Genomic DNA, 16411 nt, shown 5'->3' on the forward strand with positions numbered 1-16411 from the left:
GTCGCCTTACCTTCGCTTTTGTGAAGTCCACGCTCCACCTGCTGTTCGCCGCCTTCATGGCCATGAACCTGACTTGGGGCCACGATTGGGTGCATATTCCGGGCCTTCTCAAGCACTACCAGGAACACAAGGCCGAGGACAGCGCGCTGGAGTTCCTCGACTTCCTCGCCATGCATTATGCGGATGCCGGGCACAGCGAGAACCACGGCTCCCATGAGGACCTGCCCTTCAGCCACCATCACCAGGACCACATCGGTGTGGACCACGTGTATTGGTCGCCCGTGCTGCATGGGCAACAGTTCCATCTCCCGGCCATGCAGGCGAGCACCTTCGCCCTGGCCGATGACCCGCTGGACGGGTACCGCGCACACACTTTGCAGCCGCCCCGGCGCGGCTGATCGCGCGCCGGGCCGCACCGTGCCCCGCGCCTGACCACCCTTGCATGGCCACAGGTCCGTGCATCCCGGCGGACCGTGTTCGACAACCTGTTTCCCATTCCTGATCCCGACGACCATGATCGAGAAGATCATCCGGTATTCCGTCCAGCACAAGCTGGTCATCGGCCTCGGCACCTTGGTGCTGATCGCCCTGGGCATCCGCGCCATCACCCGCCTGCCGGTGGATGCCGTGCCCGACATCACCAACAACCAGGTGCAGGTGATCACCATCGCGCCCACGCTCGCCACGCTGGAGGTGGAGCAGTTCGTGAGCTACCCCATCGAACAGGCGCTCGGCAACCTGCCGGAGGTGCATGAGCTGCGCAGCATCTCACGCTTCGGGGTCAGCCAGGTCACCATCGTGTTCGACGACCGCTTCGACACCTACCTGGCCCGCCAGCTGGTGAACGAGCGGCTTCAACTGGTCCGTGGCGACCTGCCGCCCGGCGTGGAGCAGCCCTACCTGGCACCGCTCAGCACGGGCCTCGGCGAGGTGTACCAGTACGTGATCCACCCCAAGCCAGGCTTCGAGGGGATCTACGATGCCATGGCCCTGCGCGAGGTGCAGGACTGGATCATCGCCCGCCAGTTGATGGGCACGCCGGGGGTGGCGGAGATCAACAGCTTCGGTGGCTACCTCAAGCAGTTCGAAGTGGCCGTGGACCCCATGCGCCTCCAAGGCATGGGCCTGGGCATCGGCGATGTGCTGCAAGCCCTGGAGCGCAACAATGCCAACACGGGTGGCGCCTACATCGAGCGTGGCAGCAACGCGTATTACATCCGCGGCGTGGGCATCGCCAAGGGCATGGAGGACATCGGCCGCATCGTGGTGCTCACCCCGGAGGAAGGCGCCCCCGTGCTGGTGCGCGATGTGGCCACCGTGCGGCGGGGCCACGCGCCGCGCTATGGGGCCATGACGCGCAACGCCGAGGGCGAGGTGGTGGGCGGCATCGTGATGATGCTGAAGGGCCAGAACGCGAACGACGTGGTGGCCGCCGTGAAGGATCGCCTGGCCACGATCGAGAAGAACCTGCCCGACGGCCTGATGATCGACCCTTTCCTGGACCGCACGGCGCTGGTGGGGCGCGCCATCGCCACGGTGCAGAAAAACCTGCTGGAGGGCGCGCTGATCGTGATCCTGGTGCTGGTGCTCTTCCTCGGTCAGCTGCGCGCCGGCCTTATCGTGGCCTCGGTGATCCCGCTCAGCATGCTCTTCGCGCTCATCCTCATGGACCTCACTGGCGTCACCGGCAACCTGATGAGCCTGGGCGCGATCGATTTCGGCCTCATCGTGGACGGTGCGGTGATCATCGTGGAGGCCGTGCTGCACCGCCTGCACCACGGGCGCGAACATGCTGTGCTGACCAAGCCGCAGATGGATGGCGAGGTGACCACTGCGGCCAGCCGCATGATGAACGCCGCCACCTTCGGTCAGCTGATCATCCTCATCGTCTACATCCCCATCCTCTCGCTCAGCGGCATCGAAGGGAAGATGTTCGGACCCATGGCGCAGACCGTGGCCTACGCCATCCTGGGCGCCATCATTCTGAGCCTCACTTACGTGCCGGTGATGAGCGCGCTGTTCATCAAGCGGCGCACCGGGCAGGAGAAACCCAACTTCAGCGACCGCATGATGGGCGCCGTGGAAGCGGTGTACAAGCCCACGCTGGAGCGCGTGCTGCGGCACAAGGTGGCCGTGGTGGGCACCGCCATCGTGCTGCTGGCCATCAGCGTGTACGGCTTCCAGCGCATGGGCGGTGAGTTCATCCCGCAATTGGAGGAGGGCGACTTCGCCTTCCACAGCATCCTGCCGCAGGGCAGTTCGCTCAGCGCCAGCGTGGCCAACAACAAGCTGGTAGAGCAGAAACTGATGCGCTTCCCCGAGGTGAAGATGGTGGTGGGCAAGACCGGCACCGCCGAAGTGCCCACCGACCTGATGAGCCCGGAACAGACGGACATGATGATCATGTTGAAGGACAAGCGCGAGTGGACCACCACGCAGGACTACTGGACACTGGCGGACACCATGCTGAAGGCCCTGCAGACCATACCCGGTGTGCTTTTCGAGATCAACCAGCCCATCCAGATGCGCTTCAACGAGCTGATGACCGGCGTGCGGCAGGACATCGCCATCAAGGTCTACGGTCCCGATCTGGATACCCTGCTGAAGTACGCCGAGCGCATCGCGGCCATCGTGCAGCAGGTGCCGGGTGCCGGACCGCCGCAGGTGGAACGCGTGTCCGGCCTGCCGCAGATCACCGTGCGCTACGACCGGGAGCGCATGGCCATGATGGGCACCAGCATCGATGCGTTGAACGGCACCGTGAGCGCGGCCTTCGCGGGTGAACATGCCGGCAGCATCTATGAGAACGAGCGCCGTTTCGACCTGGTGGTACGTGCCGATACCGGCGCCCGCCGTGGGATCGAGGACGTATCGAGGCTCTACGTGCGCACGGACAGGGGCCAGCTGATGCCGCTGGAACAGGTGGCGCACGTGGGCTATGAGAACGCGCCGGCCCAGATCACCCACGAGAACGCCCAGCGCCGCATCTACGTGGGCGTGAATGCCCACGGACGGGACGTGGAGAGCCTGGTGGCCGACATCGAGGCCCGCGTGGATGCCGCCATCAAACTGCCACCGGGCTATTACCGCACCTTCGGTGGGCAGTACCAGAACCTGGTGGAAGCCAAGGAGCGGCTCAGCATCGCCGTTCCGCTGGCCCTGCTGCTCATCCTCGGGCTGCTCTACTTCACCTTCCGATCGCTGCCCGATGCGCTGCTCATCTTCACGGCGGTTCCGCTGAGCGCCATCGGTGGCATCGCGGCGCTCTACCTGCGCGACATGCCCTTCAGCATCAGCGCTGGCGTCGGCTTCATCGCGCTCTTCGGCGTGGCTGTGCTCAACGGCATGGTGCTCATCAGTACCTTCCAGCAGCTGGCGAAGGAGGGCGTCCTTGATGTGCTGGATCGTGTGCGCCAGGGCACGGTGATGCGCCTGCGTCCTGTGCTGATGACCGCCAGTGTGGCCTCGCTGGGTTTTCTGCCCATGGCCCTCAGCGGCAGCGCGGGCGCCGAGGTGCAGCGGCCGCTGGCCACGGTGGTCATCGGCGGCTTGATCACCGCCACCTTGCTCACGCTGGTGGTGCTGCCCGTGCTTTACGTGTTGTTCAAGAAAGGCGGCAAGGCGAAGGCTCCTGCCACCGTCATACTGGTCGCCCTGCTCATGCCCACGGCATCCAATGCCCAGCACGTGGAGACCCTTCCGCTGGATAGCGCCCTGCACCTGGCCTTCCGCAACAACGGCATGCTGGAGGCAGCCGCGCTGATGGTAGAGCAGGCCGAAGCCGCGAAGGGCAGTGCCTGGAGCTTCGACAAGACCACCTTCTTCCTGGAGAACGAGGACATCGCGCCGAGCTTCCCGCAGGGCATCTTCAAGATGGGACTCGCGCAGCGCATCGAGTTCCCCACGGTGTACGGCGCCCGCAGCGCCGTGGCGCGCGAGCGTGTGGGCTGGGCCGAAGCGCGCTACGATGCCGCCGCCCGCGACCTGGAGCGTGATGTGCGCATGGCATGGACCGCGCTGGAACAGGCCCTGGCCGAAGCCACCCTGCTGCGCACGCTGGACAGCATGTACACGGATCTGGTGCATGTGGCCGAACTCCGTCACTCCACCGGTGAAGCGCCCTTGGTGGAGAAGGCATCCGCCCTGGCGCGCCGCCAGCAGGTGGCCGTGCAACGCGACCGCGCCGATCGTGCGCTGGCCATCGCACAGCTGGAACTGCAACGCCTGCTCCGCACGGAGCGTGTGTTCGTGCCCAGCGCCGAGCAACCCGTTCCTGAGGTGAGCTTCCCGCCTGTGCCCGATGCCCTCGGAGCGCACCCGCTGCTGGAGAGCGCGCAACGCGAAGTGCGCATGGCCGAACGCCAGCGCAATGTGGAGCGCCACGCCACGCTGCCGGACCTCCAGGCCCGCTGGTTCGATCAACGCCTGTATATGAACGAAGGTGGTCCGCGTGCCGTGACCGGAGCGGACGACCTCTTCCGCGGCTACAGCCTGGGCATCGGCCTGCCCATCGCCTTCTGGGACCACCGGTCACGGATCAAGACGGCCGGTTTGCAGGAGCGCATCGCACACGAGCAGGCCGAACAGCTCCGTGCCGACCTGGACGCGGGATATCGCTCGGCACGGGAACGCGCGCAGCAGTCCCGGGAGGCCTGGCTGGCCTATGACGGTCCGCTGGCCGGACAGGCCGATGTGATCGAACGCAGCGCCACACAGGCCTACCGTGCCGGCGACATCGGCTACGTGGAACTCACCACCCTGCTGGTCCAAAGCACCGACCTCCGACTGGGCCGCATCCAGGCACGGGCCGCCTACCTCGAGGCCCTCATCCAACTCGACCACTTCACCGGAACGCTGTTCCCATTCACCCCCGCACGATGAAACGCCACATTCCATCCATTCCCTTCCTTGCTGCCCTGCTGATGGCGGGATGTGGAGCCCCTGCGCCGCAGGAGGAGAACCACAGCGCCCACGCGGATGAGCACGCCCACGACGATGAGGTGGTGCTGGACTCCGCTCAGATGGCCACGCTCGGCATCACCACCGTCACCGCCCAAATGCGCGAGATGGAAGGCCACCTGCGTCTTACAGGCCGCGTGATGGCCTCGCCGGTGAGCAAGGCCCAACTCACCAGTCCCATTGGCGCCAAGGTGGTGGCGGTGATGGTGGACGAAGGCGACCATGTGCGCAAGGGGCAGCCGCTGGTGGCGCTCACCGACATGGCCTTCATCCGCATGCAGGAGGAGTACCTCACCGTGGCGGCCGAGAGCAAGCGTACCGCTGCGGAGCTGGAGCGCCAACGCACCCTGATGGAAGGGGAGGCCACCGCGCGCAAAACGCTTGAACAGGCCGGCAGTGATGCGGCACAGCTCGATGCGCGGCGCAATTCACTGGCTGCGCAGCTTCGGTTGATGGGCGCCGACCCCGACCGTCTGGCGCAGGACGGCATAGCCGAGCGCTTCACGCTGCGCAGTCCCATCGATGGGCGCGTGAACGGCATCCGCGTCTTCCTCGACGGCCGCGTGGAGCCCACCACCGTACTGCTGGAGGTGATCGACCTGGACCACTTCCACGTGCACCTCAACGCCTACGAGCGCGACCTGGCCCTGCTGAAGGAAGGTGTGGAGTTCGATTTCCACGTGATGAACCTTCCGGGCCGCACCTTTCGGGGCGACATCTTCAGCATTGGCCGCACTTTCGATGCCGACGGGCGCAGCATACCGGTGCATGCCCACGTGGAGGAAGGCAGCGAGCAACTGGTGGAAGGCATGAGCGTGGCGGCCATGATCCCCGCAGGAGGCGCGGAGCTACTGGCAGTGCCCGATGCGGCGATGCAACGCAGCGGCGACATGGGCTACCTCTTCCTGCTGTTGGACGACACGCCCGGGCATACCGTGTTCCAGCGTATCCCCGTGGTGCCGGGCGTCAGCCGGGGGGGATGGACGGCGTTCACCCCGGACGGACCGATCCCACAGGGAGCGCTGTTCGCGGCAGGCGGTGTGTTCTACCTGTGGAGCATGCTGGAGGGTGCGGACGGGCATGACCATTGAGTTGGTGTAGGGCGCAGACCATGGGCAACTCCCATGGTCCCGGCTACTTTCGCCGGGGGCCATGCTGTTCAACTCCTTCGCCTTTCTGGTCTTTCTGCCGGTGGTCTTTGTGGCCTACTGGTGGTTGTTCGCGGGGAGGGTCCGGGCGCGCAACCTCTTCCTGCTCGGCGCAAGCTGGTTCTTCTATGGCTGGTGGGATTGGCGATTCCTGGGATTGATCATCGTGAGCTCGCTGGCCGACTTCCTCATCGGGCCGGCCATCCACCGCAGCGGCGATCCACGCCACCGCCGCTGGCTGCTTGTCCTGAGCATCGCCATCAACCTCGGCATCCTCGGCTTCTTCAAGTACTTCAATTTCTTCATCGGCGGTTTCGCAGCGCTACTCGAAACGATCGGCCTGCAGGCGCACCTGCCCGTGCTAAGGATCGTGCTACCCGTGGGGATCAGCTTCTACACCTTCCAAACGCTCAGCTACACCATCGACATCCACCGCGGGCTGATACGCCCCACGCGTGATGCACCGGCCTTTTTCGCCTTCGTGGCCTTCTTCCCACAGCTGGTGGCGGGCCCCATCGAGCGCGCGCGCGATCTGTTGCCGCAGTTCGGGTCGATCCGGCGCTTCGATCTCGACAGCGCCCGCGACGGACTGCGACAGATGCTCTGGGGCTTCTTCAAGAAGATCGCGATCGCCGACACCTGCGCGCCGATCGTCAACGACATTTTCGCGGGCGCCCCGGCCGACACGCCCGGCATCACGCTCTTTTTCGGCGCCTTCTTCTTCGCCTTCCAGATCTACGGTGACTTCAGCGGCTACTCGGACATGGCCATCGGCATGGCGCGCCTCTTCGGCTTCAACCTCAGCCGCAACTTCGCCTATCCCTATTTCAGCCGCGGCATCGGCGAGTTCTGGCGCCGCTGGCACATCACGCTCAGCTCGTGGTTCCGCGACTATGTGTACATCCCGCTCGGTGGCTGGCGCGGACGTGGTGGCCGCATGCGCAACATCCTGGTCACCTTCGCCGTGAGCGGCCTGTGGCATGGCGCCAACTGGAACTTCATCGGCTGGGGAACGCTGCATGGCCTCTACCATGCGCCCGCCGTTTGGTCCGATCGCCGCTCGCACCGCGACGACGCCGTGCTGCGCGATCTGCCACGCATCCTCGGCACCTTCCTGCTCGTCACGCTCACGTGGGTCTTCTTCCGCGCCACGGGCATGGAACACGCCGTCTCCTATCTCCAGCACATGGCGGTGAACGTGGCGCTCCATCCGGGCGCGCTGCTGTTGCATCTGGTGCGGCCCGAGTTGTTCATGATCGCCGCGATGCTGATCGTGGAATGGCGTGCTCGACATCATCCGCATGCGCTGGTCATCCTGCCTGCTTCGACGCCGTTCCGTTGGGCCATTTATCTGCTCATTCTGACCGTCATCCTCCTCCACCTGGATCTTCATACGAGCCGTGAGTTCATCTACTTCCAATTCTGATCAAGGGCCGGGCGCATTGCTCGTGCGGGCCGCTGGTTTCGCTGCGCTGGTGCTGTTGCCCTTGATGGCCTTGCTGTTGTGGGGGCCACCGGTGACTCCGGTGGACTACCTGGAGGCGGTGAAAGCGAAGCACGCGCGGCTGCGGTCGCTGGGATCGCCCAAAGTGGTGCTGGTGGGGGGCAGCAACATGGCTTTCGGCATGGACAGCGGTGAATTGGAAAATGTGTTGTGCCTGCCGGTGGTGAACATGGGCATCCATGCGGGCCTTGGCTTCCGCCACATGGTGGATGAGGTGAAGTACGAGCTCGGCCCCGGCGACCTGGTGCTTGTGTCGCTGGAGCCATCCAACGTGGCACGCCCGGAGAAACAAGGCGATGTCCATTACCAGCTCATCGATCGACTGCCTTGGACACTCGGCTTGATGCCCTGGATGGACCGCCCGCGCCTGGTGATGGGTGTCGCCGTGCTGCGGGCACAGAGCCTTTGGAGAAAGCTGCGCGGCAAATGGCGCGGCGACGGTGGGCATCCACTCTACCGCGCCGATGGATTCGATTCGCGTGGTGACATGCTCGCGCACCTTGCGCTTCCCAAGCCGGTGGAATTGGAAAGCGATGGCCTGGACGATGATGCACCGCCGGTGGGACGGGGCACGTTGCGCATCGCGCGGGAGCTCGTGACCTCAGCGGAAGCGCGTGGCGCCCAGGTCGTCTTCCTCTGGCCCTGTCAAGCGGAAACAGGCTTCGATGCGAGCCGGGCGAAAGCCATCCAGGAAGCTTTCGACGAGGCAGCCATCCCGTGGATCGGTCGTGCTGGCGACCATGTGTTCCCGGACAGCGCCTTCCACGACACACGCTATCATCCGCGGGCCTGGGGGCGTGCGCAACGCACGGCGATCACGGTACGGGATCTCTGCGCCTTCGCACCGGCATGGTGTTGCGCGGAATGAGGGGTCAGCGCTCCTGGGGCGCCACCAGCACGAAGATGTCCTCGTTGTCGCGCTTCATCAGGTAACGCTCGCGGGCGAACTTCTCCAGCAGTTCGCGGTCGCTGTCCAGTTCGTGCAGTTGCTCGCGTGTGCGTTCGATCTCCGCCCGGTACCAGGCCTTCTGGTCCTCCATCCGGTCCAGCTCGCGCATGTTCTTCCAATTGGACCACAGATCGTTGCGGTCGAAAACGGCGATCCAGACCAGCAGGCCCAGGGCCGCGATGCCGTAGCGGTTCCGCAAGGGCCGGGGGATCCTGGCAAGCAGCTTTTCCATCGTGGACGAAAGTACCCGGGGGCCGATGGAGAACGCGTAAAGCGCGGGTCGGCGTATTCCACGATCGATCGTTCATCGGCCGCCACGCGGTCCCAACTCGATCACCTCCAGGTCCTTGGGCCGACCTTCCGCCAGGGTGAAGCGCAGGGCTGTGCGCACCTTGTGCCAGCCGTGGTGGCCCGCCGCACCGGGGTTCATGTACAGGCAGCCGAGGGCGGGATCGTGCTTCACCAGCAGGATGTGCGAGTGCCCACAGATGAAGAGGCCGGGTGGGTCGCGGCGCAGTTCGTCGATCACCGCGCGGTCGTAGCGCGGTGGCCGGCCACCGATGTGGGTGATCCAGACGCGGACACCTTCCACCGTGAAACGTTGGTGCTCAGGCCAGGCCTTGCGCAGGTCCGTGCCATCGATGTTCCCCCACACGGCCCGCAGCGGTTTCCAGCGTGCCAGTTCGACCGCCACGGCCGCGCCGCCAATGTCGCCCGCATGCCAGATCTCATCGCAGGCCGCGAAGTGCTCCTCCAGCCGGGGGTCGAGCCAGCCGTGGGTGTCGGAGAGGAGACCGATGCGCATGATGGGCCGTGAAGATGGGCGATCCGCCGATGCGCTCGATGGGCGGATCGGGCAGGATATTCCCCCGGGGTACCTTTGCGCCCCGCGTCCTGGGCATATGGTATGGTATGCCCATGGCGGCTGTTCCGAGCATGCCCCGCTACTTCCTTGAACTCGCCTTCAACGGCACGGCTTACAAGGGCTGGCAGTTCCAGCCGGCGGCGCCCAGCGTGCAGGCCGAGCTGGAGCGTGCCCTGCGTTTCGCGCTGCATTTGGAGAAGGTGAACGCGGTGGGCTGCGGACGGACGGATACCGGGGTGCATGCGTCGCGCTACTATGCGCACTTCGATGTGCCTGACGACCGCAGCTTGGGCGAGCGCTTCGCCTACAGCCTGAACAGCCTGCTGCCGGGGGATATCGCCGTGTACCGCACCATCCCCGTGGCCGACGACGCGCATGCGCGGTTCAGCGCCACCGAGCGCGGCTACGCCTACCGCATCCACCGGGAGAAGGATCCCTTTTTGCAGGACCGCTCGCATCCGTTGCGTCCCACGCTGGACGTGGAGGCCATGAACACGGCCTGCCAGGTGCTGATCGGCCGTCAGGATTTCAGCAGCTTCTGCAAGGCGGGCAGTGATGTGAAGACGATGATCTGCGATGTACGGCAGGCGGAATGGGCCACGAGGCCCAACGGCTACCTCTTCCGCATCAAGGCCGATCGCTTCCTGCGCAACATGGTGCGCGCCATCGTGGGCACGAGCCTTCGCATTGGCAAGGGCTTGGCCACGCCGGAGCACATGGGCACCGTGCTCGCCGCGCGCGACCGCCAGGCGGCAGGGCGGGCCGCTTCCGCTTGCGGCCTCTACCTGGAACACGTCGTCTATCCATTCATCGACACGGCGACCGGGCCGCTCAACACCGGGCTGGCCACATGAGCAACGCCGCCGCCACCACCGCCACCACGTCGCCCGCATCCACCAGCGCGCAGGGCAAGGCATTCGACGGCGCGCTCTTCCGCCGCGTCTTCGCCTTCACCGGGCCCTACCGCCTCACGTTCTGGATCACCTTCACGCTCACCATTGTGCTGGCGGGCCTTGGCGTGGTGCGCCCGTTGATCATGGGCCGTATGATCGACGACCACGCCATGACCGGTGACGCGCAGGGCCTGCTGCATGCCGCCTTGATCGTCTGCGGCCTTCTGGTGGTCGAGACCATCATCCAGTTCTACCAGGCCTACTGGACCAGCTGGCTCGGCCAGGCCGTCACCTTCGACCTGCGGCAGAAGCTCTACGCGCGGATCATGGGCTTCAAGCTCCGCTGGTTCGACCGCACGCCCATCGGCACACTGGTGACCCGCGTGGTGAGCGACATCGAGACCATCGACCAGATCTTCTCCCAGGGCCTGCTGCTGATACTGGGCGACCTGCTGAAACTGGCCGTGGTGGTGGTGGCCATGTTCGTATGGAACTGGGAGCTGGCGCTGCTGAGCATGGTGCCCATACCGCTGTTGCTATGGTCCACCAACATCTTCAAGAACAGCATCCGCAAGAGCTTCCAGGATGTGCGCACCCAGGTGGCCCGTTTGAACGCTTTCGTGCAGGAGCACATCCAGGGCATGTCCGTGGTGCAGCTATTCGGCCGTGAGCGGCAGGAGTACGAGAAGTTCCAGGCGATCAACCGCGAACACCGCAAGGCGCACATCCGCAGTGTGCTCGCCTACAGCATCTTCTTCCCGGTGGTGGAGATCCTCAGTGCCATTTCGCTCGCCTTCCTGGTGTGGTGGGGTGTGAAGGATGTGCTGGGCGGTGGCGCCACGGTGGGCGACATCTTCATCTTCATCTTCTTCATCAACATGCTCTTCCGGCCCATCCGTCAGTTGGCCGACCGGTTCAATGTGCTGCAGATGGGCATGGTGGGCAGCGAGCGCGTCTTCAAGGTGCTGGACACCGAGGCCGGCATCGCCGATCGCGGTACGCTGGGCACGGAGGACCTGCGCGGCGACATCGCCTTCGAGGGGCTCTGGTTCGCTTATGCGGAGGACGACTTCGTGCTGAAGGACGTGAGTTTCTCCGTGCGGGCAGGGGAGATGGTGGCCCTGGTGGGCGCGACGGGGTCTGGCAAGAGCTCCATCATCAACGTGTTGAGCCGGGCCTACGACCACCAACGCGGGCGTGTGACGCTGGACGGGCGCGACATCCGCGACTACCGGCTGGCCGACCTGCGCCGCAGCATCGCCGTGGTGCTGCAGGACGTGTTCCTCTTCAGCGACACGGTCCACCACAACATCACGCTGAACGACCCCGCCATCACCCGCGAGGATGTGATCGCGGCAGCCCAGGAGGTGGGTGCGCATGACTTCATCATGCGGCTTCCGAAGGGCTATGACACGGAGGTGCGTGAGCGGGGGGGCATCCTCAGCACCGGACAGCGGCAGCTGATCGCCTTCATCCGCGCGGCAGTGCACCGCCCCAAGGTGCTGGTGTTGGACGAGGCCACCAGCAGCGTGGACAGCACCAGCGAGCAGCTCATCCAGCAGGCCACCGAGCGGCTCACGAAGGGGCGCACCAGCATCGTCATCGCCCACCGCCTCAGCACCGTGCAGGGCGCCGACCGGATACTGGTGCTCGATGCGGGCCGTATCGTGGAGTCGGGCGACCACCAGGAGCTGCTGGCCCAGAACGGCCGCTACCGCAAGCTGTACGATCTGCAGTTCCGGTAGCAGGGTGGCTTGCCGCCATTGACGCAGCGGTCGTGACCGTTCCCCGTGGGGTATTAACTCGGGCGCGGCATGGTGCTTAGGTTTACATGACACCATGGTTCCACCACCATGTTCCCAATATCGAACTGGCATGGTAAAGGCGACAGGGCCGCTGGTCCGATCGCGCGATGGGCATATGCTGTGATCCTGCATATGCTGTTCGCTCCGGCGTCGGAAGCCGCGCCGATCAAGGGACTTCCGGAGGATGTGATCGCCGGGCAAGGTGCCTTCCTGGAGAACAGGGGCCAGTGGGACGATCCATCGCTGTTCAGAGCAGCCCACGGTGACCTGCATGTTTTCATGGAGCGCGATGCGATCACATTGTCGTGGGTGAGCGCAGGCGGTCCGGACGGCCATGCGGGATGTCCGAAGCAAGGTGCCATTCCATCGCCGAGCCACGTGAAAGGCCACGCCTGGCGCATGCGGTTCCAGGGTGCATCACCGGATGTGCTCGTGGCGGGGGAGCGGCCGGGCCAGGCACGATACCATTTCATCAAGGGGCAGGATCCACAGCGCTGGGCCTCGCATGTCAGGTCCTATGAGGCGGTGCGTTACCAGGGGCTGTGGGACGGTGTGGATATGCTGTTCCACCAGAACGGTACGGGTTTCAAGTACGATGTGCTACTTGCCCGGGCGGACCAAGTGGGCGTGGTGGGCTTCCTGTATGAGGGACATGACGGGATCTTCCTCGATGCCGAGGGCAGGTTGACCATTGTGACCTCCATGGGTGAATTGATGGAGATGGCGCCTGTGGCGTGGTATGCCGATGGCCGCAGGGAGGCCGTGCCATGCCGGTTCACATTGGTGGGCGACCAGGTGGGTTTCGCATTCGCACCGGGTGTGGATCCGGCCCGCCCGGTGGTCATCGATCCGCAGTTGCTCGCATGCACCCTTTCCGGTATGACCCAGTTCTGGACCGGGACGGTCAGGGCCGTTAGCGCCACCCATGACGCCATGGGCAACCCGATCATGTGCGGATACACGGCATCACTGTTCTTCCCGGTCACCCTTGGTGCCTTCGGGCAGACCTCGAACAATGTCATCGGGGATCCCGAGTGGGCATACGATATCGTCATCGGCAAGTACTCCGCCGATGGAACGCAGTTGTTGTTCGGCACATACCTGGGCGGTACGGGCACGGACCTTCCCATAGCCATGCGTGTCGCGCCGGATGGCGAGTTGATCCTTTATGCCAATACTGCATCACACGACTACCCCGTAACGCCGAATGCGTTCGACCCTTCCTTCAACGGAGTGGGGGACATGGCCATCACACGCTTCACCCAGGATGGGTCCGGGCTGGTCGGCTCCACGTACGTGGGATCCGGAAATGTGAATGGGTACAATTCATTGGTCTTCGAGTATCAGGACAATCACCAGGGAGATCTCAAGCTTGATGCTCAGGGGCGGATCTGGGTGGTGGGGGCCACGCTCGGTGCTTCGTTCCCCACCACGCCGGGGGCCTACCAGCCACCGTTCATGAACTTCCAGAACGGTGTCATCTTCTGCATGTCGCCCGATCTCTCCACCATGGTCCACGGCGCCTACCTGGGCACATTGAGCGCGGACATGATCCACGATATCGCCTTCAACGCCGCAGGTGAACCCTACGTGTGTGGTGCGACCATGGGAGCATTGCCCACCACCCCCGGTGCCTACCAGCCCGTGAACCAGGGCGGCGTGGATGGGTTTGTGGTGCATTTCAGCGCCGATCTCTCCACCATTCTCCATGCCACCTACGTGGGTACTCCGGCCTGGGACGAGGCCAATTTCATCGTGATCGACAATGCTGGTGACGTCTATCTGCATGGTATGTCATCGGGGGTGCAAATGGAGCTTCATCCCGCGGATATCCATCACCATGCGGATGGCACCAACTTCTTCATGAAACTCGATGCCAGCCTTTCCACGCGCATCTTCAGTTCCAGGGTGCATCCACCCCTTTCGGATGGCAACGGCAACATTTTTCCACCCATTCCGGTGGCTTTTGATGTGGACCTCTGTGGGCGGTTGATGAGTACCATCATTTTCGCCAGGCCCGATCTGGAAGTGACCCCCGATGCCCTCTGGTCCACGGGTGGTCTGTACGTGTCGGTGTATGCGCCCAACATGGCGGGCTTGGCGCAGGCTACGTACCTGCAAGGCTCCAACCATGCCTATGGCGGGCGGGCGCGCTATGATGAGGACGGTGTGCTCTATCTCGCCGCTTGCAATGATGTGATCCCCTTCGGAGTATTTCCCACCACCCCCGGGGCTTTCGGGCCGGCACTCTTGACCGTTTATGGGGAAGGTGGGATCTACAAGCTGCGCATGGACGAAGTGACCATTCCGCCACAGCCCTATGCATCACCCACAGTCGTCTGTGTGAACGACACGGTGCAGTTCGGTCAGCTTGGTGTGGGAGTAATGGCCGTATGGGACTTTGGTGACGGCAGCCCGACGCAGACCTCCGTGGGGACCTGGCATGTGTATGATGCGCCCGGGGCTTACCAGATCGCCTTCATCACCATGGGCGATGGCATCTGCGACCATGGGGACACCATCTTCCTGGCCGTACAAGTACATGCCCCGGTCGCGCTATCGGCCGCGTTCGATCTGGCAACCGACTTCTGCGCAGGACTTCAGGTGGATGCCGTGGCGGATGATGTCCCGGATGTGCTGCACGCGTGGTCCACGGGCGATGGTGCGGAATATGAAGGACCGGTGCTGAGCCATGTGTACCAAGCGGCAGGCGGCTACTGGATCACGCATGTGGTGATCTCCACGGGAGTGTGCGCCTCCTCGGATACGGCGCAGCAGTGGGTCACGGTGGAACCGGGTGTCTTGGTCGCAGCCGCGTTCGATGTGGAATTGACCACGGATTGCAGCGGGGTGCTCTTTGTGGCAACGGATGCAAGCACTGGTATGGCACCGGTCCATTCCTGGGACATGGGCGATGGAACGCTGCTGCAAACGGCTTCTGTAGAGCACCTCTTCGCGGTACCCGGTTCGTTCACCATCACGCTGTTCGTTACGGACAGCCTGTCATGCAACCTCGCCGATACGGCCCAATATGTTCTGGCCGTGCCGGATGTGACCGTGCTGGAAGCCGGCTTCACATGGGAGTTGGTGCCGGGCTGCGGCCAGGTCACCGTGATCGCTTCCGATTCCAGCATCGGGGTGGCGCCTGTGATCCTCTGGACCACCAGCGATGGTGCCAGCTACACCACAACGGACATCACCCATGTCTTCACGGAAGCCGGTGCGCATACGCTGACCCTGACCGTGAGCGACCCCTTGGGTTGTGCGCCACCTTCGAGCTTGGAACTGCCCGTGCTGGTGGAGCCGGAGGCCGTGCCCCAGGCGGCATTCGCCGCGCAGCAGGTGGGCAATTGCGCCATGCTCACGGTGGGTATCGTGGATATGAGCACCGCAGCTTCTTGGGCCATCGCCACCTGGCACATGGGCGATGGCACCACCTATGAACAGGCTCCGGAGTTACACACCTACGCCAATGCGGGTTCTTATGTGATCACCTTGTCGCTGGTGGACCCCTTGTGTGGCACTTCCGCCCAGACACAAACAACGGTGATCATGGAGGGCGCCATCCATGTGGTGATCGAAGGCGATCCGGTGTTGTGCCCCGGTGCCACCAATGAAATGATGGCCGTGGCGGAGGAGGGGGCCTTCACCTGGTCCGGCGGTCAGTCTGGCCCTTCCATCTGGGTCGATTCCCCCGGCACCTATACGGTCACGGTGGTCACGCCACTGTGCCAAGGGAACGCATCACTCACCGTTACAGAGCCGCCCCGGCTGGCTTTGGGCGACACGCTGGATGCCTGCCCTGGCAGGGCGGTACATATGGCCTCCAACATCGCCGGCCAGGAAGCGCTTTGGAGCAACGGGGCCACCGGCCTGTCCACCCATATCCTTACGCCCGGCGACCATTGGCTCACCCTCGTGGATGCATGGGGATGCCTGCAGTCGGATACCATCCACCTGCGCGTTATCGAGGACGATGGCGCGGTATACGTGCCCAATGCCTTCACGCCCGACGGGGACGGGTTGAACGACCATTTCGCGGTATTCGGTGCCACAGGGTTGTTGCGGGAGATCGAGGTCTTCGACCGCTGGGGCCACCCCTTGTGGCACGCCAGGGGGGAGGGGCACCAGTGGGACGGGACCACCCGCAGTGTGGCGCTGCCGGCCGGTGTGTATGTGTATCGCATCCGGTACGACCATCCGTGCGAGGCCGGTGGACGCGAGCGCTATGGGCATGTGACCCTGGTGCGGTGATCGGGCCACGTTCGGCGGGCGCACCGCGTCATGA

At 64.3% G+C, this 16411-nt stretch carries 10 protein-coding genes; 8 read left to right on the forward strand and 2 right to left on the reverse strand.

Annotated features, from left to right (window positions below; translation table 11 throughout):
- Positions 1-20 precede the first annotated feature (20 nt).
- From KIT10_15875 to KIT10_15895, 5 genes are all read left to right on the forward strand, one after another.
- Positions 21-398, forward strand: coding sequence for a hypothetical protein (locus tag KIT10_15875; GenBank protein ID MCW5900736.1), 378 nt, complete (start codon positions 21-23; stop codon positions 396-398).
- 115 nt (positions 399-513) lie between these two features.
- Positions 514-4881 carry a CusA/CzcA family heavy metal efflux RND transporter gene (locus KIT10_15880; GenBank protein ID MCW5900737.1) on the forward strand — a complete coding sequence of 1456 codons (4368 nt, stop codon included), beginning with the start codon at positions 514-516 and terminating at the stop codon, positions 4879-4881.
- Positions 4878-6050 (forward strand): efflux RND transporter periplasmic adaptor subunit, encoded by a 1173-nt coding sequence (locus KIT10_15885; protein MCW5900738.1) that lies wholly within the window; start codon positions 4878-4880, stop codon positions 6048-6050. The genes KIT10_15880 and KIT10_15885 overlap by 4 nt, the downstream gene beginning before the upstream one ends.
- A 61-nt stretch (positions 6051-6111) precedes the next feature.
- The gene (locus KIT10_15890) at positions 6112-7533 is read left to right on the forward strand and encodes an MBOAT family protein (protein ID MCW5900739.1); all 1422 of its coding nucleotides are present in this window, start codon (positions 6112-6114) and stop codon (positions 7531-7533) included.
- A complete protein-coding gene (locus KIT10_15895; GenBank protein MCW5900740.1) occupies positions 7508-8479 on the forward strand; it encodes a hypothetical protein in 972 nt (323 codons plus the stop codon). Before KIT10_15890 ends, KIT10_15895 begins: the two co-directional genes overlap by 26 nt.
- Before the next feature lie 4 nt (positions 8480-8483).
- Here the strand turns inward: KIT10_15895 and KIT10_15900 are convergent, their stop codons facing one another.
- Positions 8484-8792: a septum formation initiator family protein gene (locus tag KIT10_15900; GenBank protein MCW5900741.1), complete on the reverse strand. Its 309-nt coding sequence runs from the start codon at positions 8790-8792 to the stop codon at positions 8484-8486.
- A 72-nt stretch (positions 8793-8864) separates the two neighbouring features.
- A complete protein-coding gene (locus KIT10_15905; protein MCW5900742.1) occupies positions 8865-9368 on the reverse strand; it encodes a metallophosphoesterase family protein in 504 nt (167 codons plus the stop codon).
- A gap of 128 nt (positions 9369-9496) precedes the next feature.
- On the opposite strand from KIT10_15905, the gene truA reads away from it, so the two are divergent.
- The 3 genes from truA to KIT10_15920 all read left to right on the forward strand — a co-directional run bounded on the left by truA (position 9497) and on the right by KIT10_15920 (position 16377).
- Positions 9497-10279, forward strand: a complete 783-nt coding sequence (truA, locus tag KIT10_15910; protein ID MCW5900743.1) for a tRNA pseudouridine(38-40) synthase TruA — start codon at positions 9497-9499, stop codon at positions 10277-10279.
- Positions 10276-12063 carry an ABC transporter ATP-binding protein gene (locus tag KIT10_15915; GenBank protein MCW5900744.1) on the forward strand — a complete coding sequence of 596 codons (1788 nt, stop codon included), beginning with the start codon at positions 10276-10278 and terminating at the stop codon, positions 12061-12063. The genes truA and KIT10_15915 overlap by 4 nt, the downstream gene beginning before the upstream one ends.
- A 192-nt stretch (positions 12064-12255) precedes the next feature.
- Complete coding sequence (locus KIT10_15920; protein ID MCW5900745.1) at positions 12256-16377, forward strand: PKD domain-containing protein; 4122 nt, start codon at positions 12256-12258, stop codon at positions 16375-16377.
- The last annotated feature ends 34 nt before the right edge of the window (positions 16378-16411 follow it).

Source organism: Flavobacteriales bacterium (assembly GCA_026129465.1).
Taxonomy (GTDB): Bacteria; Bacteroidota; Bacteroidia; order Flavobacteriales_F; family PHOS-HE28; genus PHOS-HE28.

Bases quoted from the DNA above. Each gene is read 5' to 3' on its own strand.
- KIT10_15880 (MCW5900737.1), top strand. From the start codon at position 514: ATGATCGAGAAGATCATCCGGTATTCCGTCCAGCACAAGCTGGTCATC.
- KIT10_15920 (MCW5900745.1), top strand. From the start codon at position 12,256: ATGCTGTTCGCTCCGGCGTCGGAAGCCGCGCCGATCAAGGGACTTCCG.
- KIT10_15900 (MCW5900741.1), bottom strand. From the start codon at position 8,792: ATGGAAAAGCTGCTTGCCAGGATCCCCCGGCCCTTGCGGAACCGCTAC.
- KIT10_15885 (MCW5900738.1), top strand. From the start codon at position 4,878: ATGAAACGCCACATTCCATCCATTCCCTTCCTTGCTGCCCTGCTGATG.
- truA (MCW5900743.1), top strand. From the start codon at position 9,497: ATGCCCCGCTACTTCCTTGAACTCGCCTTCAACGGCACGGCTTACAAG.
- KIT10_15915 (MCW5900744.1), top strand. From the start codon at position 10,276: ATGAGCAACGCCGCCGCCACCACCGCCACCACGTCGCCCGCATCCACC.
- KIT10_15890 (MCW5900739.1), top strand. From the start codon at position 6,112: ATGCTGTTCAACTCCTTCGCCTTTCTGGTCTTTCTGCCGGTGGTCTTT.